Origin of the sequence: Alteromonas sp. KUL17 (genome assembly GCF_006538305.1) — a bacterium.
Lineage (GTDB): Bacteria > Pseudomonadota > Gammaproteobacteria > Enterobacterales > Alteromonadaceae > Alteromonas > Alteromonas macleodii.
Map to the genome: position 1 here is coordinate 45,179 of NZ_BJKJ01000017.1, position 25,744 is coordinate 70,922.

General features: G+C 40.6%; 14 protein-coding genes. 5 read left to right on the forward strand and 9 right to left on the reverse strand.

The window, feature by feature from the left end:
- Positions 1 to 120: 120 nt before the first annotated feature.
- Positions 121 to 2,217 carry a hypothetical protein gene (locus KUL49_RS14600; protein WP_131137777.1) on the forward strand — a complete coding sequence of 699 codons (2,097 nt, stop codon included), beginning with the start codon at positions 121 to 123 and terminating at the stop codon, positions 2,215 to 2,217.
- Between the two features lie 203 nt (positions 2,218 to 2,420).
- Here the strand turns inward: KUL49_RS14600 and KUL49_RS14605 are convergent, their stop codons facing one another.
- The 4 genes from KUL49_RS14605 to KUL49_RS14620 form a co-directional block, all read right to left on the reverse strand.
- The gene (locus KUL49_RS14605) at positions 2,421 to 6,809 is read right to left on the reverse strand and encodes a VWA domain-containing protein (protein ID WP_131137778.1); all 4,389 of its coding nucleotides are present in this window, start codon (positions 6,807 to 6,809) and stop codon (positions 2,421 to 2,423) included.
- Positions 6,810 to 6,824: 15 nt separating this feature from the next.
- On the reverse strand, positions 6,825 to 7,553 hold the full coding sequence (locus KUL49_RS14610) for a hypothetical protein (protein WP_131137779.1): 729 nt from the start codon (positions 7,551 to 7,553) through the stop codon (positions 6,825 to 6,827).
- Between the two features lie 99 nt (positions 7,554 to 7,652).
- Positions 7,653 to 10,724, reverse strand: a complete 3,072-nt coding sequence (locus tag KUL49_RS14615; protein ID WP_131137780.1) for a VCBS repeat-containing protein — start codon at positions 10,722 to 10,724, stop codon at positions 7,653 to 7,655.
- A 187-nt stretch (positions 10,725 to 10,911) separates the two neighbouring features.
- Complete coding sequence (locus KUL49_RS14620) at positions 10,912 to 13,623, reverse strand: glycosyltransferase (protein WP_131137781.1); 2,712 nt, start codon at positions 13,621 to 13,623, stop codon at positions 10,912 to 10,914.
- A gap of 218 nt (positions 13,624 to 13,841) precedes the next feature.
- Between KUL49_RS14620 and KUL49_RS14625 the strand changes: the two genes are divergently transcribed.
- The 4 genes from KUL49_RS14625 to KUL49_RS14640 are packed head-to-tail and all read left to right on the forward strand — an operon-like array spanning position 13,842 to position 18,980.
- Complete coding sequence (locus KUL49_RS14625) at positions 13,842 to 15,623, forward strand: glycosyltransferase family 2 protein (RefSeq protein ID WP_131137782.1); 1,782 nt, start codon at positions 13,842 to 13,844, stop codon at positions 15,621 to 15,623.
- An 18-nt stretch (positions 15,624 to 15,641) separates the two neighbouring features.
- A complete protein-coding gene (locus tag KUL49_RS14630) occupies positions 15,642 to 16,889 on the forward strand; it encodes a glycosyltransferase family 4 protein (protein ID WP_131137783.1) in 1,248 nt (415 codons plus the stop codon).
- A gap of 30 nt (positions 16,890 to 16,919) precedes the next feature.
- Positions 16,920 to 18,089, forward strand: coding sequence for a polysaccharide pyruvyl transferase family protein (locus KUL49_RS14635; protein ID WP_131137784.1), 1,170 nt, complete (start codon positions 16,920 to 16,922; stop codon positions 18,087 to 18,089).
- Positions 18,090 to 18,116: 27 nt separating this feature from the next.
- Complete coding sequence (locus KUL49_RS14640; RefSeq protein WP_131137785.1) at positions 18,117 to 18,980, forward strand: glycosyltransferase family 2 protein; 864 nt, start codon at positions 18,117 to 18,119, stop codon at positions 18,978 to 18,980.
- A 112-nt stretch (positions 18,981 to 19,092) separates the two neighbouring features.
- On the opposite strand, the gene KUL49_RS14645 is transcribed toward KUL49_RS14640, so the two are convergent.
- From KUL49_RS14645 to KUL49_RS14665, 5 genes are all read right to left on the reverse strand, one after another.
- The gene (locus tag KUL49_RS14645) at positions 19,093 to 20,196 is read right to left on the reverse strand and encodes a glycosyltransferase 61 family protein (protein WP_131137786.1); all 1,104 of its coding nucleotides are present in this window, start codon (positions 20,194 to 20,196) and stop codon (positions 19,093 to 19,095) included.
- A 171-nt stretch (positions 20,197 to 20,367) separates the two neighbouring features.
- A complete protein-coding gene (locus KUL49_RS14650; RefSeq protein WP_131137787.1) occupies positions 20,368 to 21,345 on the reverse strand; it encodes a sulfotransferase family 2 domain-containing protein in 978 nt (325 codons plus the stop codon).
- A gap of 215 nt (positions 21,346 to 21,560) precedes the next feature.
- The gene (locus KUL49_RS14655; RefSeq protein WP_131137788.1) at positions 21,561 to 23,360 is read right to left on the reverse strand and encodes a sulfatase-like hydrolase/transferase; all 1,800 of its coding nucleotides are present in this window, start codon (positions 23,358 to 23,360) and stop codon (positions 21,561 to 21,563) included.
- A gap of 76 nt (positions 23,361 to 23,436) precedes the next feature.
- Positions 23,437 to 24,735: a glycosyltransferase family 2 protein gene (locus KUL49_RS14660; protein WP_131137789.1), complete on the reverse strand. Its 1,299-nt coding sequence runs from the start codon at positions 24,733 to 24,735 to the stop codon at positions 23,437 to 23,439.
- 45 nt (positions 24,736 to 24,780) lie between these two features.
- Complete coding sequence (locus KUL49_RS14665; protein WP_131137790.1) at positions 24,781 to 25,743, reverse strand: hypothetical protein; 963 nt, start codon at positions 25,741 to 25,743, stop codon at positions 24,781 to 24,783.
- Position 25,744 lies beyond the last annotated feature (1 nt).

Sequence of the window (25,744 nt, forward strand, 5' to 3'; positions counted from 1 at the left end):
CTGCTCACTTTTCAAACAATACAGTTTTTGATACTTTAAGGAATACGTAGTTAGCAGTACTTAGCCGTAAATAAAGACATTTAAGAATTTCTGTAACGCCAGTGGAAAAGGATTTGAGAAATGGCTACAAGAAAGCGGGTTAGAGGTGTTATCGCGTCACGAAATAAGCTTGAAGTAGCAATGCTTAATGCAGGCATTCGCTCTCAGTCTGAACTTGCCAAGCTTATTGCAGAAAAAGAAAACATTAACTCTCCTCCTAGAGACCTAGTTAATAGAACTTTTCGTCAAACAAGGGTTTCTCACCAAACTATTACTCGCATCGCCACTGTTCTGAATGTCCCCCCTCATTCTCTATTTCTTACCCAAGATGAGTTAGAGTCTGAAGAGGAGTTAAATCCAGTCACCGTGACTGAAGGGGCAATTTATAACGATAAATCAGAGCTTGCAGATAACAACGCAGAAGAAGATTTAGATGCTTCTGAGGAAAACAACGCTATTATACCTTCCTCTCCACCGACTCTCCGAACAGCTAAAGTTAAATATCAAAGACACGCAGGAACGCTACGACACACTTATATCGTGGCTTTTTTTATTGTTTCAGCCGCTCTTATTTCGTTAACTTTACTTTGGAACACTAACGAAAATACTGTCGATTCAATTTCTCGGTCCATACCTAATGTACAGTCATTAATGATCATAAAAGGTAACAGTGAGTTAGAAAAAGAAGTAGCTAGGCACCTGGCCAAAAGACTGAAGAAAGATTTCACAATATCTTCAGTGTCTATTTCTGATATTGCAGCTAATGACTCACCTTATTCGCTAATTGAAAACTATAACGTTGACTTAGTTATCTCATTAGAATTAGTGGAAAAGGGTATCTTTAAGGCGCTTTTGGGCTTCGCTTACACCACTGCAAACAAAACTTTGCTCGCATCTTTGATAGACAGCGAAACTATCGTTACAGAAAAAACTATTGATAAATCCTCTGCCAAACTAGAAAGCGCCCTAAAACAGTATTTAGCTGGACCTGAATACTCTTATAAGGGATTAGATGAAACTAATGCGAAGAACTATGTTTCTAGTCAAGCATTGCTTCACAAAGGCCTAAACGAAGGTAATGTTAATGCTGCTCTTGAGAAGACTCATCTTATATTAGCTGCTGCGCCAACAAATCCATTGGCCCTAGCTCAACTTTGTAATTTGTATGCACAAAAAATGTATTTAACAGCGGATGACAACTATCTAGTACACGCCACCGATGCTTGCAACCGGGCTAGCGAACAAGCTAAAGATAAACCGGAAGTGTTATTTTCATTGGCACAAAAAAGTCGTCGAGAGAGCGACATCGATGTTGCAATCGGATATTACCTAGAAGTTCTAAAAGTAAGCCCTAACTATTCATCCGCATATGTAGGCCTAACAGAAAGTTATTTAAAGAAATTTTTAATGACTAAAAATTCTGAAGCCATGTCGTTAGCTAAAGAAAGTATTGTTAAAGCAAGTAGATTAGCTCCCAACGATTGGATGATTCCGTTCATTGAAGCCCGCTTGCATTATTACGAAGGTAACGCTTCACTTGCCTTAAAAAAATTCGAAGAGAGTAAAGAGATTGAAGTCACTCAAAACGTTTTAGGTAACTTAGGCAGTATTTATTTTTGCAACGGAAACATTGAGGCCGCCTTTCAAAACTATAAGGCAATGGAACACGAGTTTGGCGCCTCCAATATTTCAGATCATCTGCTAGCAACCGCTAGCTTTTATATGCAGAAATACGACGACGCCATAGGATATAATTTGAAAAGCCTCGACGCTATGGCTGATACTAATAGTAATGGCCTCTATCCAATTTGGATTAATTTGGGAGATTCATATTTAGCTAAGAATATGAAACAAGAAGCAATGGAAGCCTATGAAAATGCAGTTAAGATCTCACAAAGATCTGACCAAAACACCACGGTAATGGTTGATCAGTTATACGCTTATCTTCACATCTCTAGAATGAACCGCACGTTTGAAACAGGGTCGGTAAAAGCAGGGATTCGTGAGGAGCTAAGCAGCATTGAAAGCCAAATTTCTGACCCCGGCGCAAAGTTTCGTTCAATGGTCATTTGGGCTTATTTAGGAGACAAAGAGAAGGCACGCAACATTCAAAAAGTGCTTACATCGCAGTGTAAAGGTCTAGCTAAGTATCCCGGTGTGGAGGATATTTTAGGTTGAACTAATAAGCTTATGTGACTGAAGAACACTTTATACAAACCTATCTAGATTGCTCTTCGCTAACTTAATACTCAAAAGCTGAGCACTTTATGATTTACAGTTAAATAGTGAAATTAATAGTTATTCAGATAAGTAGGCTTCGTTTTCACTACAAAATCAAGCCTACTAAAAGAAAAAAGAGAGCAAACGCTCTCTTTTTTAATTTACTTGGCCACTTGCCAGTTGTTGTCGGTTGGCCTCAAGACTCCGCGACCTTTTACAGTAGTACCGTCCATAAGATGGATGATATTTCTTGAAGTCAATTCATTTCTCCAGAGAAAGTCCACTTTTCCATCGCCGTCATAGTCGCCGATGTTGGCAATTTGCCAATTCAGGTCTGCCACTTCATTGATGAGAGTACTTGTACTTACTAAACCAGCATGCATGAAGTAAACCCAGTTTCGGCCATCTACTTGGTTTCTCATAACGATGTCGTCAATACCGTCTCCATTTAAGTCACCAGTGCCAGCAATATCCCAATTAGCGTTCACTGTATTAAGCGTATATTGATTAGCAATAATGCCATTTTCCATTAACCAGATGTAGTTTACGCCTGTTGTGCTGTGACGCCATATAACATCATCATCTCCGTCGCCGTCTAGGTCACCAGTTGCAGCAATCTTATAGTTAAGGTCAGTTACCCAGAGAGACGGTTGACTAATACCAATATAACCGTTGTTCATAATGTAAAACCATGTATCGCCTCTGTTTGTATTGCGCCACAATACATCGCCTGTGCCATCGCCATTAAAATCACCACTACCAGCTAATTCCCAGATTCCGGCAGTTACATAATTTAAAGCGTAACGCTCTTTAATACTTGCGCCGTCCATCAGATAGATAAAGTTTTTGCCTGTGTCACTATTTCGCCAAAATATATCTGATTTGCCATCGCCGTCATAATCGCCCTGACCAGCCATGGACCACGTATATTCTTGCACGACGTTAATAGGAGTAGCTGAAGACAACTGGGTACCATCCATCGCCCATAGGAAGTTCCAACCTTTCGCAAAGCTTCGCCATAGTAGATCAGACTTTCCATCACCGTTTACATCGTTTATTGCTGCATAGCCAAGTGGCGTAGGGTCGGCAAGGTCGACAATACCATCACCATCATCGTCGTCATCTGCATTATTGCCAATACCATCACCGTCAGTATCAAGCCACTCTGCAGGGTTTTGAGGGAACGCATCAACCGTATCTAGCCAACCATCGTTGTCATCATCTGGATCGCTATTATTACCTATGCCGTCGCCGTCAGTATCTACCCATTCGAATCTGTCGTTTGGAAACGCATCAACGCTATCTATAACACCATCACCATCGCTGTCAGCCCCACTACCGTTGTCTACACCTGGAATAACTATGTTATCCACCCAGGCTGAATCTAGACCATGAGAAACCGAACTATCCTTTGAAAAATCCCACTTAAAGGTGTGAGTGCCGTCAGAAATTGGAAACACAACGGTTTCAATTGCGCTTACACCAGACCACTGACCTTGTAATACATCATCTATGTAGAATTTTAAGAAGTCATAACCAGATTCTGAATCAACTTTCATATCAAAGCTTAAATCACCAGCAGCAGTTTCAAGCGTTAACTCTGCTGTTGCGGATTGCCCGTCTATTAGTGCATCTGGCACTTTCATACTATATAAGCCGTCTATAGGTTCTATATCGCTTATTTCCCAATTTGCGTCACCAGTAAGGACAAAGGAACTTAGTGCTGCGTCACCAGATTCAAAATCTAGTGCACTTGTTGATGGAGGAGCGCAGCTTAAAAAGCTACGTTGTGAACTTGCGATAGGTCTACCTTGAACGACAGTGTTAATAACCGCAGTATGTTGCATTTGGTCAGCAAAGATATCCGCGAACGTTATTAGGTACTGACTTTGTAAAACGTCAGATAAGGTTGCGTAAATGTTTGCCAACTCCGAATTATCTGGCGCGTAATAGTAAATACCATAAGTTCTGTTTGCCAATTCTTGTAGTACGGTAGCATCTGCTTGCCCTAAACCTATTGTAAATACAGGTATGTCGTACTGATTAGAATTAGCAATTACGGAATCGAGTGTTCCAGTACTGGCTGTATCGTCACCATCAGTCAGAACAATAATAGCTTTTCTGCCCGATGTACTAGCAATATCAGTTAAAGCTACATCAATCGCATCGTACATTGCTGTTGCACCGTAGTTATCGAATGGAGAATCGATAGCAGCATAAAGCAAAGCAGTGTCTGTCGTTAAGGCTTGTACCACATTCGGCTGGTCAGAAAATTTAACAACCATACCCTCATCGGCATCCGACTTATTTTCAATAATAAGTTTAGCAGCCGTTTGCATACTAGTTATATCAGAAGACGACATAGAAGCACTGTAGTCCATCACAACCGCGAAAGTCGTTTTTGAATTGGCTGACTGTACTTGAGTGACGCTACTAATTGGAGAGGCGGTGCCATCAAGGTACAAGTCGAAGCTATTTATACCCAGTCCATCTAAAGGCACACCATTTTGATCGTAAACACTCACCACCGCTTCAAGTAGCGGGCATTGATATTCTACTATTTGGTTGATGCCTGTATTGTAATCGCGGCAACTATCATATGTAGAAAACACTGAACCGAATTGATTCTCATCAGTAACTTGAACTTCAATGTTGTGATCTGAACCACCATTTGTAGGGTCTGTAAATGTGACTACATACTGACTTTGAATGCTTGTAACTATTGATTGATAGATGTCTTCCAACTCTGTCGACGTTGGAGAATAATAGCTTAGGCCACCAGTTCGCTGTGCTAGAGTGCTCATGGCATCTCTATCACCAGAACCAAGTGTTACTGTATAAACAACAATACCAAGACGATTGGCATAATCGACCACTTCGTCAATATTGAACGACGAGTTATTGTCAGAGCCATCAGACATTGCTACCACAACCTGCCTACCTGATTGGCCAGATACATTCGATAGAGCCTGATATACGCTATCGTACAATGCAGTTGAACCACCCCTTCCAGCGTAATCTTCAGGTATAGAACTTGTAACAAGAGCAAGATCATCAGTGAACGGCTGTATGACGTCTACGCTACTTGCAAATTTGATTATGCTAGCTTGGTCGCCAGGTTGCATGTAAGACACGAATTGTGTAGCTGCAGCTTCCATCGAAGTGATATCAGCTGAACTCATTGAACCGCTGTAGTCTAAAGTGAAAGCGACATTTAACACTGATGAACGTACGTCGGAAACTAAGCTTACGGTGTTCACATCCACCGGGGCACCGTTTATATGTATATTAAAATCGTCAGCCGTAAGGCCTGGTATGTTATTTCTGTAGGAATCTAGTACCGTTACCGTCATTTCCATTTCAGGACATTGACCAGTTGTATTGATATTGGTAAGCAAAGGCACTAGTGATGCTGTAATCTGACCAGATGCGTCGCCGGCCAAACTCGTGTTTTTTACATTTCCGTATGCTTTAGGCCACGCTGACTCAGCGAGCGAGGTCGATGTTTCGAAAGCGATTAGCTCGTCATTATCGTTACCGACATAAAGTGTACCGTCTGAAACTAAGGTTGCAGACGCATCGAAATCATAGAAACCCGTTTCGTTCGAGCTCCATAAAAAATCACCTGCATTGCTAAGAGCATAAAAGATATTGTCCCTGCTACCAAAGTAGATAGAGCCATCTGCCCCAACTACTGGGGTACTATAAACGTAACTACCTGTCGTATAGACCCAATTAATACTTCCTGTTGGGGATAGAGAGTACACATTGTTGTCTGCCGAACCAAAAATGATATTTCCGGCGTTATCAATTGCTGCTGAACCTCTGATATCATTTCCGGTCTCAAAAACCCACTTTTGCGTGCCGTCAGAGTTAAGCGCGTACATTTTGTTGTCAGTTGAACCGACATACACTGTACCTAATGCGTCGATAGATGGTGCACCGTAGTTATAACCAGTTGTTTCAGCTTGCCACTTCAAAGTACCGTCTGGATTTAGCGCATAAATATCCCGATATTCAGACACAACATATACTGTACCGTCTGTAGCCATCGCAGCACCTGAACTGAAATCGCCGCTCCCTTGAAAAACCCATTTTTGTGTACCATCTGGATTTACAGCATAAAATTTATTGTCGTCAGAGCCTACATATATCGTCCCATCTGAGCCAAGCGCTGGTGTAGATGAAACATTGGCACCTGTGGTAAATTTCCACTTCAACGAACCGTCAGCATTGATTGCATAGAGTGAGTTATCAGTGGAACCGACGTATATCGTGCCATCCTGCCCTATTACAGGCGAAGAGCCGTAATTTGTATAAGAATTATAGGTCCAAAGGTGTGAGCCGTTGATAGAATATGCCATTAGTCCATCATAGTAAGTACCAATGTAAATCGTGCCATCTTCAGCAACGGCTGGGACGGTTATAACATCACCAGCATTTAAATCGACAGACCATTTAATATCTCCTGGCGCAGCATTTGCGGCATTGGACAGTAGGAAAACTGTTGCCAACAAGCCAATGCAGAAGTAACTGTAAAGTTTCCTCACCTCTATATCCTTATATTAATCAATAACTAGTGTTTTATCTGAACGATAATTTGGTACATCAATAGACACGAGATTGCCATCGACTACATAGCTGCTTTGAAGCACCTGCCTTTGGCCATCGTTTTCTTGCCACGCTCTAGGACGACTTACATACTGTGTTGTACCGTTATACGCGGTGATAAGAAGGTTTCCTTCACTATCCATAGTCACGGTGGATGCTTCCGAAAAGCGCATTTCTATATCAGATATGTTACCTTCGGGTGTTACGTGGAAATCAAAGTCGACTTTTCCTCCATCAACATATTCAATAACATCAATACCAGAATAAACGTCTTTTGTTCGTTTAAAGCCGTAATTCAGTAGTGAGGTTGGTTGCTTATGGATATTGCCCGTGGTCACTGTTTGAGCGTTTTTATTAGCATCTAGTAACTGTACTTTAATACGTGATTGGCTGTTCCCGTCACGGCTGGTAGATGAAAAAACATCAGTAGTCAGGGGTTCGTCCTGCTCTAACTGCTGTTCTTTCAGCCTGCTTTTTTGGGGTTCAGAAACATTGCTTAATATACTGCTGGGTGCTTTTGGGTCACCGTTGCCGTATTTAACATCTAGCTCTTTTTCATCGCGTTTGACGACAGAGTGAGTATCTTGAAGGGGTTTCTTTTCGTCGCGTGTGGTGTTTAGGTACAGTAAACCACTAGCAACGCTTATGACGACCATCCCTGTTATAAATGAAATACGCTTCATTTACGGAGTTCCTTTCCTTAAAACATTATTTCAAAATAACATAGAACTTATATAAAAAAAAGGCGGTTGAACCGCCTTTTCTATCTAGTATAAGTAGACCTACTTAGCTACCTTCCATGTATCGTCTGTCGGTCGTAATACTCCGCGACTTTTGATTGTCGTTCCGTTCATTAAGTGGATAAGATTACGAGTTGTCGTTTCGTTTCGCCACATGAAATCTGCTTTGCCGTCGCCGTCATAATCGCCAACATTGCTAATTTCCCAATTTAAATCCGCAACTTGATTAATAAGAGTACTAGTTTCAATTTGACCATCTTTCATTAAATACGCCCAATTTCTACCGTCAACTTGATTGCGTAGAACTATATCATCAGTTCCATCGCCGTCTAAGTCTCCCGCCCCCACAATAGACCAGTCTGTATTAATAACATTGAGGCTGTATCTGCTCGCTATACTACCGTTTTCCATTATCCAAATATAATTGCGGCCAGTACCATTGTGACGCCAAATTATGTCTTCTGAGCCATCGCCGTTAACGTCACCTGTCGCTGCCACTTTAAAATCTAAGTCTGTTACCCATAGAGACGGCTGACTTGTTTCAATAAGCCCATCTTTCATCATGTAGAACCACGTGTCTCCCCGTTCTACGTTACGCCACATTACGTCGCCTATACCATCGCCATTAAAATCACCGTTACCTACTAATTCCCACCTACCTGCGGTTACGACATTTAGCGCATATCGACTCTTGATACTTGCTCCATCCATCAAATACATGAAGTTCATACCTGTAGCGCTATTTCTCCACAGAATGTCCGATTTACCATCACCGTCGTAATCACCGAGACCATCCATCGTCCACGTATACTCTTGTACTACATTGATTGGGGTAGCAGCAGATGTTTGAGTTCCATTCATTGTCCACAAGAAGTTCCAACCTTTATCAAAACTACGCCATAGCAAATCAGATTTACCATCTGCATTTAAATCATTTACTGGTGTGTAAGTTCTTATTTCTCGTGCAGACCAGTTTGTAAGATTAAAGGGGACGTCACCATCGCGATAATCACCGCCTAATTCAGGAATACCAGCCCAAGCCCACGTTATACAATCACCTTGTGGATCAGAGGTAATACAGTCTAGAGAATTGAAATCTAAATAGGGGGATATCAAGAAACCGCCATCAAGCCCAAATGAACAATCTCCTCCATTGTCGGTAAATGTAAACCCTTGTACACAGACCCAAAAATCTAGTGTATTACCGGAAAGACTCATCCTTGCGGCGTGCGATGGGTTGGCGGCTCTTATTGCTAAGTCGCTAGTAATGTCGTACTCAATACCTGATAAAGAGGCACTTACTACATTAGTAATTACGATTGTGTCATTATCTTCAAGCAACGCACCTTCTACTACAGCGGTTAATTCATGCCCAGCAGTACCTCGAGCGTTGCCATCAAATGTGTATGTAAATGAAAACAGTTGAGTTGAAGCATCTGTTCTTGATGCGTCTGTAGGGAAATCGTCAACTACGTCCGGCACTCGGTCTCCATCCGTGTCAGAATTTGTAGGGTTCGTTCCTAATGTAAACTCTTCAAGGTTGGTTAACCCATCATTATCTGCATCTTGATTGGCATCATTGCTATTTAGGTGATTTAGACCATAACTTTCTTCGAAGTAATCTTCCATGCCGTCGTTATCGTCGTCATCGTCATCAGAGTCTGATATTCCGTCACCGTCATTATCACCGTCAAATCCACCTGCGATGTATTCATCTTTGTAGTGACTAAGATCTACTAGTTCCAAGTAATTGATACGAGGAGCCATCCACACACCACTCGTACCACTAGGAACGTCTTCATAAGTACTGTATTCCAATACAAACGTTAAACCATTATCGTTGGTTGTTAGTGGTATCCAGTTTCTCTCTCGAATAGCATAACTAGAATCGAAGTTTAACGAAACTTTCCTATCTAGCACTGTCCATGTCCAACCTGAAGTTCCCATTAGGATCGTGTCATTGGTGCAGTGAACACCTCGATTAAAAGTACCGTCATTGCTGAAGGAGTAAGCATATAACATGTCGCAAATAGGCCAACCTTTGTCATTCGCCCAAGCGTCAATACGACCGTTAATATTAGCGTTATAAACAAAGGGAAAGTTTGAGACTAACCCAGAACCAAAATTTTTAGCCGAGCCATCAATCGCCACCAACTCACGAGCAAAGCGATACGTTTCCCCCTCAGCGCTTACTTCAACAAGAACAGTCCACACCGACTCATTAACTTTCTGGATGGGGGTGATAACAAACAGAACTCCATTCATATTAACCAAAATTTCGTTACTTTTGAGCTCAGTTGTGTATGCGTCTTCAAGAATTTGACTTATTGATGTTACAGGCGTGCTCGATAATTCGAAAATGTCATGCACAATCGAATTTACTTCGTCACCGAATTGAAAATCTATTTCATCGACAACTGGAATAGCGGCACTCATCCCCTCTAGGCTGTCAAACGAAAGCCCTCTATCTGCTATTCCAAACTCGAAACGTAATCCATTATATACGTTTGTTGAAAACGCAGAAATTTCCGACTCGCCTTGCCATCCACCTTCAATTCCGTTAACAACATCTCCTGGAATATATAGTATTTCCTCGACTGTGACATTGGCGTTAACGTCAAAATAGCCATCCGCTGTGTTGGCTATTGTATAGACAACATTGTCAGTCACACTTGTCCACTGTAAGGACGGTGTTTGAGTTATTAAACCTTGCTCGAACGCGGCAATGAGTTGATCAGCTACTTGGTCTCCCCATCGATCCCGGTAAGTATCACTGTAAACATCATGAGTTTGAAATGAGGTGCTTCCGTGTGATTTGTCTAGATAAGTTTGTGTAAGCTGATTTCCCGCTGTGGAGAATACAATATCGTAAGATGGAACAATCTGTGTTTGTGTACGATCTGAGAAGCTCCATGAACCCGCGTCTGACTTAATTAATATTCCTTCGACTATAATCCCGTATTCATCAAGCGTGGTTTCGTCAACTGAGAGAATTAATGACTCGTTGTCTAACAATTCTTGAAAACTTTGGTAAGTGGTAGCGCAAACCTGCGTAGAAAACGAAACTAGTGCGAGTAATAAGCATCTAGTTAGAGCCAAGCGAATGGTACTCATAAGGCGTCCCTGTCAATAAATCAAAATACTAGTAAATAGATTTTAGTCACATTAGAGCACGCTGTTCACTTTTTCAACAGAAAACTAAAAATAATGTTTACTTCCACCTCAGGGAACATTTGATTTCCTTCCGTGTAGCAAATGAAAAAGCCACTAAGAAAGTGGCTTTTATAAAACTTACAATATTCTATAATGACGTAAAAATACCAACAGACTCGAAGATTTTTCTCATTTTCTTAACGCCATTTTGGTAAGAAAAATTCTCTCTAGCTAGTATTTCGCTATTTTCACTAAACTGTTTCCAAAGTTTGTCATCGTCGTACAGCTTTATAATTGCCTCAATCCACTCGTCTACGTCGTCGGCAATTATTGTATTAATTCCATTTGTGAGACCAGTTCCTTCCGCAGCGATGGAAGTGAGAATAGTAGGCGTAGCATATGCTAAAGCGTCTAAAACTTTCCCTTTAATACCCGCGCCAGAGAGTAACGGCGCGATGAATACCTTGTGATTGTGGTAAACGCCGTCTAATTTTTCTGCAAAACCTTTTACCTTTACATTATCAGTTTCAAAGTCCTTGAAATGTTCAGGCATTTTGCTGCCATAGATGAAAAAGGTGATGTCAGGTCGTCGAACTTTCAGTTTCGGCATCACCTCTTTAACCATATATTCCACAGCTTCCGTGTTCGGTTTATGGTTATACCCACCAAGAAATGCAATACCTTCTCTCTCATGGAATTGGGGGCCGCTATCTTTGGGTTCGACTATCCATGGAGTAATATGCATATTGGCTTCTTGCGCGATATGGCTCGAAATTACTGCCTGTTCTGTAGTATTATATGTAAGTATGGCGTCAACTTTCTGACAAACTTCTAACTCTTCATCTCTCGTTAATAGGGCTAAATCCATAGCCTCCTCATCATTGTTAACCAAAGCTGCACGAATTTCTCTGAGGAAATGAAGGTCTGCATTATTGAATAGGATTGGTGTGTCTGATTCTTTTATTACGTCAACATATTTTTGAGCGACATCGTAACGGGTAATATAAACAGCATCCATCTCACCCAGTCTTCGCTGTAATACATCGTCCAATGAATAGTAGAAAGGCACATACAAGACCTCTACGCCCATTTTTTGCAAAACACTGGTGTATTTACCCATAGGCGCTAGATTCGCTGGCACGAAGGTTACTTTAAACCCTAACGCCAGCATCATTTTTATCTCTTGCAATGCAGCATGACTGCCAGCGTCCATTCCTTGCATCGGTGTAGCATAATCTATGACCATTACACGCTGTTCGACATTTCTATCTTTTTCTAGATGCATAGTACTAAGGGTTGGTTTGGACCCTTTTTTATAAGTGTTAAACCATTTTCGTCTAAACGTTGTTTCGTTAACTACTTGATACTGCTTTAAGCCCTTAGTTACGTCTGTACCATGAGACTGACCTTCAAAATGAATAACTTCAGAATGTGGCACATAAAGCACCTTATAACCTACGTCCCGTACTTTGAATGAGAGGTCCGTATCTTCGTAATAACATGGTGCATATTCCTCACTGAATTTACCAACCTCTTCCCACACTGATTTAGTTACACACATTGCTGCGCCAGTAACATAATCCACTTCACGTACATAGTTCCACGCTGGGTCAAATGGATTGCCGTTACGCCCTGCGTTCCAAGGCTCTCCTGTAGCCCATACTATTCCACCCGCTTCTTGTAAGGTTCCGTCTAGGTTTAGTAGCTTAGAACCTGTAAGCCCCACATGCTCATCAGCTTTATGCTGCGCAACAAGCTCATCAAGCCAGTGACTTTTCACTTCGGTGTCATTGTTTAGAAAAATGACATAATCGCCTTTCGCTAGCTCAGATGCTTTATTACAACTTTTGAGAAAGCGTAAATTTTCTTCGTTTCTAGAAACAACTAGATTGCCTATTATTTCTTCCGCTTTTGCTGTTTCATCAGTAGAGCAATCATCGGCCAATATGACTTCGAAAGACGTCTTGTTGTATGCGAGAAGAACAGAGGCAATGCAGTGATAAGTAAGCTCGAACTTGTTATATGCTGGAATTATTATAGACGCTACAGGGCTTTCAACCTTAGGAAGAGAAAATGACGGATATGATTTTCTTCCCTGATAACCCTCAACCAAAACTGTATGAGCAATGGACAAATCTTTGATATCACTTAATCGATTTGAATCACTTAGATGAAGTGTTAAAGACTCATAGCGACCATCGGCACTAGCAGGTTTGGAAATGAAGTGTGCTTCTTTTCTACTATGATTTAAAAAGTCCCATGGCGTGAGGATTGGGTCACCTTTTATTTCCAACTTTCCATAGCTTGCAACCTCGCCTTGAACGCCCACGTTTATGACGTGACATGCATTATCAAGAAATTTTGCGGGAACCCAAATGTGTGATGAGTGCATTTTCTCTTTATTGCTAAACTCGTAGGTACCAATTTTTTCCTTGCCTATGCTAAAGGTAAGAATTTTTCTCTCTTCGCCGATGCTATGGTTGTAAATTGTAAACGAAAGCTTATTACCTAACAGGTTTTCAATTGTCACACTTGCAGATGGTTTTGAAATTTCTATTTCAAAACGAGATCTTGCTATGACCTTTTCAGTTTGTTTGCATTTTATAACAATTGCTCGACCTGCTTCCATAAGTAAGGTATTCACTTCAAAAGAAAAGGCGTGATTACCCTTGTTAATACCCCCAGATTCAAGATCTTTTCGATATAAGTCAGCAACCCCCTCTCCGAGAAGTACCCCCTCGTCATCGTACACCGCCAGTTCGATTGGAGATTCGTCGCCTACTCTCGCAGCCCATCCCTGTAACACGCCGCTTTCAAGACGGTCTATATGGCCCTTCAAGATCGATTCTAGCTCCGACATATTTTTCCTCAACTTCCTCTGAGCACAATTGAATGCATCTAATATAAATTTAAGACAATATTACCTGATATCTGCAAGTTCTCAATCTAGGTACTTTTAGACCTCAAATAGCACAATCTACAATATTGGTTTTCTCTATACTTTGCACTAGATAATGCGGTTGTAGTAATATCTCATGCAAATTATCGAATAATGACAATCCTCACATGGAGAAGTAGGTGCTTAGCGTTTTCAAGAAAAATAAAGGCAACATTACAGAAGCTTCAATAAAAAACCTCATAGAAACTGAGTTCGATGCTGAGTTTTACGCAAAAAAATATAAGTTTTTGGAAACAAACGACTACCTTAGCCACTTTTTAAAAGAAGGGTGGAAAGAAGGACTAGATCCATGTGAGTGGTTTTCAACAAGTAAATACTTGATTGCCTACCCTGATGTAGCCGCTTCCGGTGTCAATCCATTTTTCCATTACTTACATTACGGAAAAGCTGAGGGTCGCAATGGAGGTCTAGTCGCAAAAGGTAATGACGACCTGCGTTCTTTAGTTAGAACAAATAATTTCGCCGATTCAGAGTACGAAAACTCTAAATATTTTAGTGAAGCATGTGACATTCTTGGCACTAACACTGAATTTTCTTCGAATAATTTTGAACGCTTTGCAAACTGGACAAAAATAGTACCGAAAGCAAATGGGCCTCATCCTCATGTAAAAGCTTTCATCGATTCAGTGAAAGCCACTGGAAGTGGAAGTGAAGCAGTCACTTCCGGGTGGGTTATACGAAAGCAGAATTCATTTATTTGGTTTGAAACGAATCAAGGACAAATTCTTCCGATGCGTTCCGCTTTTTTCCAGTATCGTGAGGATGTATACAACGCATTCGAAGATGAGATGACTGAAGCGTTACCACTTACGGGTTTTGTTCAAGCGTTGACGGCATGTAATCCTGGGACAGTTCTCAAAATTTACGCTTTATCTTCAGAAGGTGCTCACGAAGTCGCTCAGTGTGAAGTTGAGCGTATTGAGTCTACGCCAAAAAAACTGGCTGAATTTTTAGCCACGATAAATACGCCCTTATCAGAACTCCCAAAGCGAATTAGCAAAATTGATGAGCCTTTGATTTCCAGCGCTATCGCGCAAAAAAATAAAGCTATCGCTGCTATGCCACATGAAGTATATAGCTTTGGGGAGTGTAGCAATCCTGAAGCAAGCATAATCATTCCCCTGTACGGCAGAGTGGATTTTGTAGAAGCGCAAATGCAGTGTTTCTCAAAAGATCTCTTTATTCAAAATCATTGCGAATTGATTTACGTTATCGACGACCCTACTTTGGTTGAGCCCTTTAAAAAACTTTCTAGCGATATCCATGCGCTTTATGGCATACCTTTCAAAGTTGTTTGGGGTGGATTAAATAGAGGTTTTTCAGGCGCAAATAATTTGGGTGTTGAATACGCAACGGCGCATTATCTTCTATTTTTAAATAGCGATGCGTTCCCTACGAATCCAGGCTGGGTTGAACAGCTTACGGATGTTTTAAATAGTAACTCAGACTTTGGTGTCGTTTCTCCTCGCCTTTTGTTCGCAGACGGTTCTATCCAGCACGCTGGTATGGAATTCGTATATAGGAATGAGTTGTCTATTTGGACTAACCACCATCCTAACATGGGCATTGACCCGAGTTTAGACCCACATTCTGAAGCGACTGTAGTTCCAGCGGTAACGGGGGCATGTATGCTCATGACACGAGCCCTGTTTGATTCCGTAGGGGGTTGGGATAACGGTTACCTAATAGGCGACTTCGAAGATTCTGACTTGTGCTTCAAGATAAGAGAGCAAGGTAAGCATTGCGTATACGTTCCCACTGTAGAGTTAACGCACCTAGAGCGTCAATCGTTTAACTTAACTGGCGCTCCCGATTTTAGAACCAAAGTGGTAATATACAATGCCACCCGCCATCAAAATAAATGGTCTTCACTACTACAACAAAGCGTTAGCAAAGGTTAAAAGGAAGCAACTAAGCACATGAAACAAAGAATTTTAGTGGTATCTCATGGTCACCCAGACTTTAGTTTGGGCGGTGCTGAAATTGCAGCTTATAACTTGTTTGAAGCATTCAAAAAAAATGACGATGTGGAAGATACGTGGTTTCTCGCCCGCGCCGACCGGGGACGAGGTGTTACGGGTCAAATTCATAAACGCCGAGACAATGAATACCTGTGGGAACAAGGTGTGGCCGATTGGCATTTAATGAAATCTGCACATCAAGAATCTGTAACCACATGGTTTGTTGACTTGCTTAAATCATTAAAGCCTACCATTGTACATATTCATCATTACGCGCATATCGGGCTTGAGTTCATACGCGCAATTAAAAAGTATGATAGCAACATTAAAGTTTACCTAACCCTTCACGAGTACATGGCCATTTGTAAACACAATGGCCAAATGGTCAAGACGGGCGAAGGTATGAAGCTATGTAGCAGCGAAAGTTTTGATGAGTGCAGAGGCTGTTTTCCAGAAAATACTGCCGAAGATTTCTGGCTAAGAAAGCATCACTTTAAATCCACTTTTGATCTAGCCGACGGGTTCATTTCCCCCTCCGAATTTTTACGTCAGCGATATATCAATTGGGGTATTGATGAAAATGATATTGTTGTTATTGAGAACGGTCAGAGCGACTTACCTCCGTTAGCCCCCCGTGCGATTGAAGATGGTGAAACCAGGAATAGATTCGGTTTTTTTGGGCAAGTTAACCCATATAAAGGAATAGACGTTCTTTTAGAAGCTTTGCGCAGCATGACAAAAGACGAAAGAAAGTCTGTTCTTGTCGAAATTCACGGGACGAACTTAGAAACCCAGTCAGGTGAGTTTCAAGTAAAAATTAAGAAATTAGCAAAAAGTCTTATTAAAGAAGGCTGCCTTCGCTGGGTCGGCCCTTACAGGCCAGAAGAGCAAAGAGCAAGATTAAATGAGCTTGATTGGGTAATTGTTCCATCAGTATGGTGGGAAAACTCACCGATGGTTATTCAAGAAGCTTTCACCGCTGGAAGACCACTTATTGTTTCAAATATTGGTGGAATGGCGGAAAAGGTAAAAGATGGTGTTGATGGTTTACACTTTAGTGCCCGAAACCCTCTAGAATTAGCAAACAAGTTAAAATACGCGGCAACTGACAAAACAATATGGAATGATTTTTATCAAAACATAACGTCTCCTCTCAGTTACACAGAGTGCGCTGAAAAACATTTGTCTTTCTTCGAAACGCGATAATTTTAGCTTTAAAATCAGAATGGTACAGATATGAAAATTGGTATTATCACAAACTTAATTCACATCGACAGGTTTGTGAAGTCGGAGATGGCATTTGCAGATTCGAAACGATGGATGTCGGCAACAGGTGGAAACACTGGAAACACTGCATTTGTTGAAGGTGTTAAAAAGATAGTTAAAGCTGATGTAGTTAGAGAAGTACATTGGGGAGACAATCCCGAGCAAGTGAATAAAGCCTATGACATGCTGGTTATTTGCTGTGCAAATCAAATTGGTGCACATGTCGATTTAGGAACTTGGGCAGATAGGCTTAAAGCATTTGATTTACCTACCATGTTTATCGGTTTGGGTGCACAAAGCAACAGCGTGGGAACTCACCCTGAAATTCCAGAAGGAACTAAACGCCTTTTAGCATTATCAAAAGAACTTAGGACCGATAGTTCGGTATCAAACATTATCACTAGAGGCGCATTTACATCTGAAGTAATCCAAACTTGTGATGTAGATTCAAATCCTTTTGGTTGTCCATCTCAATTTATTTCAACGGAACTGAATGTAGGCCAAAAGTGCTTAGAACACCAAACATCTACTAAACATTTTAGAGTACTAACGGCTGCAGGTAACCCATGGCACCCGTCCTATGTGCTCGAAAAAACGCTAGTTGAACTTGTCAACCAGTATCAAGGCGATTATGTGATACAACACCCCGAAAGCCTTATCAAGCTCTGTTTAAACGAAGGCTCTACTATCGATAGTAAGCAGCAAGAAAGACTGAAAACGGTATACAACAGTTTGGGAGACTGGGAGACGCTTACAAGTTGGTTTAGAAGCCACGGCGTGCTCTTTGCGGACGCACAAAACTGGATGCATTACTCAAAGAGGTTCAGTCTAGCTGTTGGTCCCCGATATCATGGCGTAGCACTGCCTATCCAAGCAGGAGTACCAGGCAAAGTTATTGCTATCGACTCTCGTACCGAAGAGCTTTCAAGCACCACCGGTATTCCATTCGTACGCTACAAAGATGTAGAAAACTCTACACCTGAAGAATTGATTGAGTGGTGCAAATGGACACAGGAAGATGCAAATAATTACGACAACGTTAGACTTAATAACGCCCAAAAATACGCACAATTTTTCGAGCAGAATAAGTTAAGTTATAACCAGTCGCTTAAAGCCCTGTCAGAACAACATACCCAGTAAGTTAATGGCAAATAAGGATTACGTAATATGCTAGCCGCAGTTACAATGGTATACAATGAGCCTGAATTTATTCCTCTTTGGATAAAATACTATGGCGAGCAAGTTGGTAAGGAAAATTGCTATATTGTAGACAATGGTTCGAATGATGGGTCATTGGATCCCTATAGGCATGAAGTTAATGTCATAAGAGTTCCTAGAGAGTACAAGGATAATCAGCAAAGAACTAAGTTTTTGAGCGAGTTTTGTAGTTCACTTCTTAATTACTTTAGCCATGTTATACATGTGGATGTTGATGAGTTTATAGTTGCTAACCCAGCAAGATACCAGGGGCTTAAAGATTATACTGCTAACTGGGTAAAGAATAGGAAGTCAGTTACTGCGATAGGTCTAAATGTCACGCAGCTTCCAAGTGAAGAAGATACTATAGACTTTTCAAGACCGGTTCTATCACAACGCTCATACGTACGGTTTGTCTCACCAATGTGTAAACCTTGTATTATCGCCAAACCTATCACTTGGTCACCCGGTTTTCACGGTTCAACTCACGAAACTGTATTTGATGATATATATATGTTCCACATGAGATATTTTGACCTTCAGTACGGTTTAACACGGCTAGAAAGAACTCGAAATATGAAATGGAAAAGCGAAAAAGATGGTCAACATCAAAGAGTTGAGGATGAGACATGGAAGAAATGGTTCGTAAGTTTTGAGAAGTTTTTGAAAAAAGGCTTGTTTTACTCAGACGGTTCCATGAATGAAACTCTCGTTACCTATTTAGACCAGTTAAGAGAAGGTTCTTCGATCGACTCTACTGGAAAAACTAAACCTCCAATGCTTACGCCAAATACGTTGTTTGAAGTTCCAGAGTCTTTCAAGAAGCTGGTTTAGTTAAAAATCTGGCTATATCTCTCGTTAGTTTGATAACACCCGTTTTAATTAAAGAAATAACATCTTGAACAAAACGGGTTAGCTTCCCTTTTGACGCGTATTTTTTTAATAATTAAGCCATGGAGTATAGTTCATATTCCATCTCGACTTTTCGATAAGCTGAAATGGCCTCTACTTCTTTTGCTATAGTTTCTTCGTCTAGTACATCCCAGCTTGAACTTCTATCAATGAAGTTGTGTGCTACCAATGATTCATGCAGCTGGTCATGGTCTAAGTCAGCAACTTGGGTTGAAGATACAACAGGAAGTCCTGCCGCTTTCCAATAGCCTTTTAAATACGGCTTACCTTTGCTTAGCTCACCTGTTTTAGATATTAATTGAAAATCAAAATCAAAGTGCTTTTTTCGCCTCCAAATAACAAAAACGTTTTGGGTAGCTTGAGCAACAATTGCAAAGAGGTGATATGCTGAACCATCGGAAAATATGATCTTTTTTGCGCTTACGTAAAATTGTAATTGTTCTAACACAGACATTTTTTCAGGATGAATAACACGATAACCTTGATTTTCAAGGTTTTTTTCAACTTGTCTCTCTCCAACAAAGCCTCCTTCCCTACCCGAAAGTTGAGAACGAGAAACATATAGTTTCTCTGGAAAGTTTTTGCCTTGTAAGCTAGCGCGCACTGCTTCTATCAAGTTATTTACACATGGCTCGGCGGCGTTGTGATGCACAAACACTCCAGAACGTTCTATGCCTAGTTGATTGGGTACAAAAAGTGTCTCGAACTCTGTTGCCTCTTCCACTATCGTAATAGAAATTTCGTTTGTAAATAGAGCAATAAAATCTTCTACAAACTTTGGTACACCCCGCCTTTTTTCACGCTTATAAAAAACAAGACTATCTATATCTTTTAGAAAACTAGACGCCCAAAGCCTTGATATACTCTCAACCATGAAGTGGCCAAAGTGTGAATTTTGCAACATTCCACAGAATAAATGCTTCCCGGCTACCTTTTTACTCACTGAAAAGTCATCGCTCGGCGGAATACATTTTAAGCCAGCCTTTATGTGTACGCTATGTTTACAAAAATCGCCGCTATTAGTCATAACTCCAGCCTGAAACTCTCCATTTCTTAAATTTTGAATAGGAACGACAACTGCTTTATTATGAATTTGAATTTCGGGTGTAAGAGATAAAGCTCTCTTTACTATTTCCATCTTAACTCCATTAAGGCTTATGGCAACAAACGACAGCCCATATACTCAGGCTCAAATCAAAAAACTACTGACTTAAAGGGCGAGCTTACTAGGAAGAAGTTATATAAAAAGTATATTGTATTTACTACAACTAAGATTTATTAAACTGGCTGTAAGGCATATTATGTACCGCTATACTTGGCGGTCTATTGTATCGCTAAGCAATATCTCACCTGTTTCCTTAGCCGCAAAATCAAGTTGAGTACCATTCTTAAGCTTTTTAGGGTAAGTAAAACTAAACCCAACAAACCCGTTTCGATGAATGTTTCGTTCATTAGCGGTACTTCTGTATTCACTGGCTGGTATTTCAGCAATTTTTTTCTTACCAACACGCACGTCAATGACTACAGGAGACTGACTGTTATAATCGGCAGCCCACCCCTTTATCATTTTGCCTTCATCACTTGCAACCATGTTTGTCTTACCAAAGCGAATAAAAGGAGTATCAGATTCTATAGCCAGCTTTTGCCGTTCAAAACGTGTAAGTGCATATTCATAAAGTTTAAAATCTTCTTTATTGTGCTTTTTTATAAGCGCAATCTCTTCGCCTGATAATTCATAGCTTGAAGATTTTTTCTCGGTATTTTTATTGATATCCAATCCTTGAATATCAATGGAATACATCTTATTAATGAGTGCTAATGATTCATTGTAACGTTCTGTCAAACCTATAAAACCAATAGCATCAGGCCACGTGCCTTGAAACGCTTTGTATTGTACGTTTTTGAATCGCGGTTCATTTACGAATTCGCTGAATGAACGCTTATAGCGGTGATGGCGGGTGAAATGCTCGTAATGAGAACGAACTTGTTGAATAGGATCACGAACGAAGGTGATTGCATTCTTAGCCGGAATAAATGGCGCATATTTAGGATGATTAATGTGCCCTGTAAGGAATTTAGCTTTTTCTACTATCTTCATTCCGGCTGCGTAGCGGTCACGCTTTTCATAATCTAACGTTCGTATGTCTGGGTTAGTCTCATTTGCTTTAGGCCCATAATCATAGAAGACATGCTCTTTACCGAAGTAGCGCTCGGCCGCTACGCGGAAACTAGAACCTGCAGTTTTAGATATATGAATAAAAAATAATGGGTAATTTGCTGCTTCCATTTTGTCCTATCTAATAGAAAATTTTCGGTGGGCATTGAAAGGTTTGTATTGGTTAATATTACCATTTGCAGGCTCACTGACAACCGCAATAAATGCATAACCCTGATGTACATCAGAGTTCTAGAACTTAGTTAAATCTATAACACCATTTAAATAAAATGAGGCTTTAAAAAGCAATGTAAAACGCGACTCTAGTCTCCCACCAAAGTAAAGCGTTAAGGCGTTAAATAAAAGGACAACCACTCCCGCTCCTGAGAGTTGAGTGCGTTTTGTTGGGGCTGCCTATACATCTCTACATTCCAAGCCTCGTACAAACTTTTGAGTTCTTCTGCTTTGTCTGGCATGTCTGAAATTAAATTGCTGGAAACTGCCTCGTCTGAAGCCATATCAAACAAAAACTCGTGCTCTGCGCCCATTTTAAGGTACTTATAGTTTCCAAGACGAACTGCTGACTGATTCCAAAAACGCCAAAAAAGCGGGCGATTCATAAGAGCGCTCTTGTCAAAACCTTGAGTTGGAAAAATATCAACACCGTCGAGTTCTGATAAAACAGTTTCAGAAGCACCTGCACGTTTAATAGCAGAGTACAGCACATCTAAGCTAATAACAGGCTCATCTATAACGGTATTGCTTTGAAGCTTTTCGGGCCAATGGACGATAAAGGGCACTTTTATCCCCCCATCAGTCAACATACCTTTCTCACCCAGCAATGGCGCATTCAATGAACCGTTCCAAGCCTCTTTTTCTGTTATGGGAGCATCAGTAAAGTCGAGTCCTATTGGAGCACCATTGTCACTGATAAAAGCGATAATAGTGTTTTCCAGTATTCCATATTCTTCAAGCTTAGATACTATGCTGCCTACACCTGCATCTACTGCGTACATCATTGCCAATGCGTATCTACGCCGATTAGATGACTGCTCAGGGAAGAGTGATAAGTAATCTTCCGTTGCCTCTAAAGGTACATGTGGTGCGTAATGAGCAACATGAAGATAAAACGGCTCATCGTGATTTATATCTATAAATTGCGTCGCTGCATCTGAAACAACATCTAACCTGTAGTCAGAATTACTTATCCAGCCCAACTGGGTTTGATTGCCCTTAAGGTCATAGTTAGCCCAGTAACGGTTTGCGTAACCGAAATAATTGTATTTATAACCTTTTGATGACGGGTAATATCGCTCCTTGAGCGATGAAGGTAACCTTCCTGGGTTAAACTCACTTATGGGTGTATCAGGAAAGTTTTCTTTAAACCATGGCTTTGAATTTTGATCTATTTCAAGGTGCCACTTGCCAACCATTCCTGTTGTATAACCAAGGTCAGAATAACGGTCTCCCATGGTGACCACATTTTCAGGTATTGGTGTATATCGGTTGTCATCTACTCCAAATCGTTGTTGATAAACACCAGTAACCATTCCCGCTCGCGAGGGTGTGCATTGGGGGGCAGTTATGTAGCCGTTAGAAAATAGCACCCCATTGGCCGCTAACTTGTCTATATTAGGCGTGTTGATGTCGTTAACAATGTTATGGGCACCGATATCAGCATATCCTTGGTCGTCGGTGAAAATGACAATTAGATTTGGCTTGGAAGGAAGTATTAAAGACTGCGCGCTGACATTAAATTTCGTTCCGGCTTCATTTACTAGGTTTGCTGTAATACTAAATGATGTGCGCTTACGTACTTGGGGCGCAATTAAACTGAACTTGCCTTCACTGGTATTCACTATGTTTAGCGAAGCTTCCAATGATGTACTCCACGACTCTACAGTAACCTTTTGCGGATTGCTGTTATTAGAGGCGTTTACAGTTAAGATGATTGTGTCATCAGAAACAATTTCTTGTGGTAAAGTTATTGAATAAGAGCGACTTAATTGCTCCTGTTCAGACACCGTTGGTGGGGACGATTGGGAGTCGCCGCCACATGAAGCTACACATAATAAAACTAAAAAAACAAACCACGCAACATTACAGCATCCATACTTTAATTCCAAATTCGGCGAATAACATTTCATCAGTATTCTTGTATTATTGATTGGCGAATTATCTAGCGTCAATAATAAAAATAGTAGTTACAAATAATTCGCTGTTTTATTGATCTTTAATAGATTCTATTTCTTCAAGAAACTCATTTTCTTCATCAGTATTTACCCAAGGTTCACGCTTGTGAGCATCTTTGCTTATTTTTTTCTTCAGCGCTCTGTTTTTTTCTAACTGCTCGGGATTTTTGAAAGTTGGTGCGTCATCAGAATTTAAGCCAGTGTTGATTGCAGGGTACACCCAGTGTTTTTCCGTGCTGCCGTTGTACCCCTGCCGGATGAACCTCTCAGTCCACTCGACATGTCCGGCACCATAGCCACTAAACCTTGGATCCAAGTAACCTATATTATCCATTGCGTCCTTGCTACAAGCTGTGCATTGCCCTGTTACCAACCTGCAAAGATACGGTAAAGTACTCGATCCAGTACCAGAAACCACTGCATCTTCTTTTTTGATTATTCGCTTATGCGCATAATTAATGTGACCCCATAAAAGCGCAGCAATCACCCACTCTTTTTGCCAGTTTTCTTTATTCGGCCGACAGTCGTCCTCTAGCAAAATTAAAACATCAACTTTTTTGACTTCGTTGAGATAATACAAAGCCCTGTTTTTGTTTCGAACAACGCCTTTATTCGCACAATAAGTATGAGGTACGTTATTCTGTTTACACCACTCTACTGTATCGTCTTTACTGCCGTCGTCAGCAACAACAAGTTGATAATCACCTGTTGTGAAGGCTTTGATGGCTTCGACAGTTTTTGCTAAATGGTCTTTTCTATTGTATGTGATAACCCCAATGCCTACATTTAAAGTAGCTATGTATTCGTCTGCTATCGAATTAAAAAGGTTAGAGATTATACGACCATTAGGCCGAATCATCTTGGCCCTTGCAATCAAATAAAAGCTCGTACTTTTGCTAACCTTTCTAAAAAGTATCGCTAAATCTCTAAAAACCTCAGGAGAGAGGTCTTCATTCATTATGAATTGGCTAACTGGGAAGTCTGCATGATTCAGTATAAAAGTAACTAATGTGGTTATATCTGTAGAAGGCAAACTATTCGCAATTAACGCCTTGGCGGCATCTAGCGAGATCCTTACTTCACTGTGATGATTAAATTCATCAGTTTTGAAACCGATAAGCTTCTCGAATTTATTGTTCCCGTTTTCTATTTCCTGTTGGATAAAGGCCAACTCAGTATCAGTTAAGCAAAACCTTTTTACCTTAACATGACCTTGGGTCGGCTTCTTGCCAGTAATCTTATTACGTATAGCTTTAGCGTAACGTTTGGCGTATTGCTTAGTTGCAACGGCCCGACTTCGAAGGCGTTTCTGCTGTAATTCTTTTTTCATTTTGAGACTATTTCAATAGGCCTAACAGTATCGGAAATTTGCTTTTTAGCTAACAACATCTTCAAAAATCACTATCTGCGTTTGCTTTTCTACAACTTTAATTGTTTGACCGTTTTTAAAAGTATCTGGATATTTGTAAGACTTCCCAATATACCCTTCGCGATGAATATTTCTCTCTGAGGCTAACGCCCTGTAGTCAGATAATTTAATGTGCTCGACTACTTTTCCATCTAGTAATATATCGGCTTCTAATGCTTCTTCTTGCTCGTAACAACACGCCCATATATTAAGTTGCTTCCCTTTATCTTTTGGCAATATATTCATCTGTCCAAATCGAACTAAAGGAAGTTCTTTATCTAACAACTCTTTATGTAACGTAAAGCGATCTAGCGCGAAATTGTAAAGCTCATAGTCCTTCGCGTTCATCTTTTTGATAAGTGAAGTCTCACTCTCATTGAACGTGTAAGTATCGGATGCTTTGGCCGTATTTTTGTTTATATCTAGTACTTTAATATCGGTTCCATAGTATTTATTAAACAGAGCTATTGATTCATTGTAGCGTTCCGTAATACCAATAAAGCCGATAGCATCAGTCCAAACTCCATTTAATGCTTTAGACTGCATATTGGCAAAGCGGTTTTCCTTAATAAAGTCTTCGAAACTGCCTTTATAACCGTGAAGTCTTGAAAAGTGTTCATAATGTGAACGAACTTGCTGGGCAGGATCACGGACAAATGTTACTACGCTCTTTGCAGGAAAAAAGGGAGCGTATTTGGGGTAAATGACATGTCCTGACAAAAATTTTGCATTTTTCTTTATACTCTTTGCCGCCAGATACCTATCTTTAGACTCGTATTCGAACTTCAAAATATCAGGATGCGTTTCGTTTGAGCCTTTTCCGTAGTCAAAATAGGTAGCTTCCGAACCAAAATATTGTTCCGCCGCCACACGAAAGCTCGAGCCAGCGGTTTTAGGGATGTGGATAAAAAATAGAGGAAAGTTTTTCATA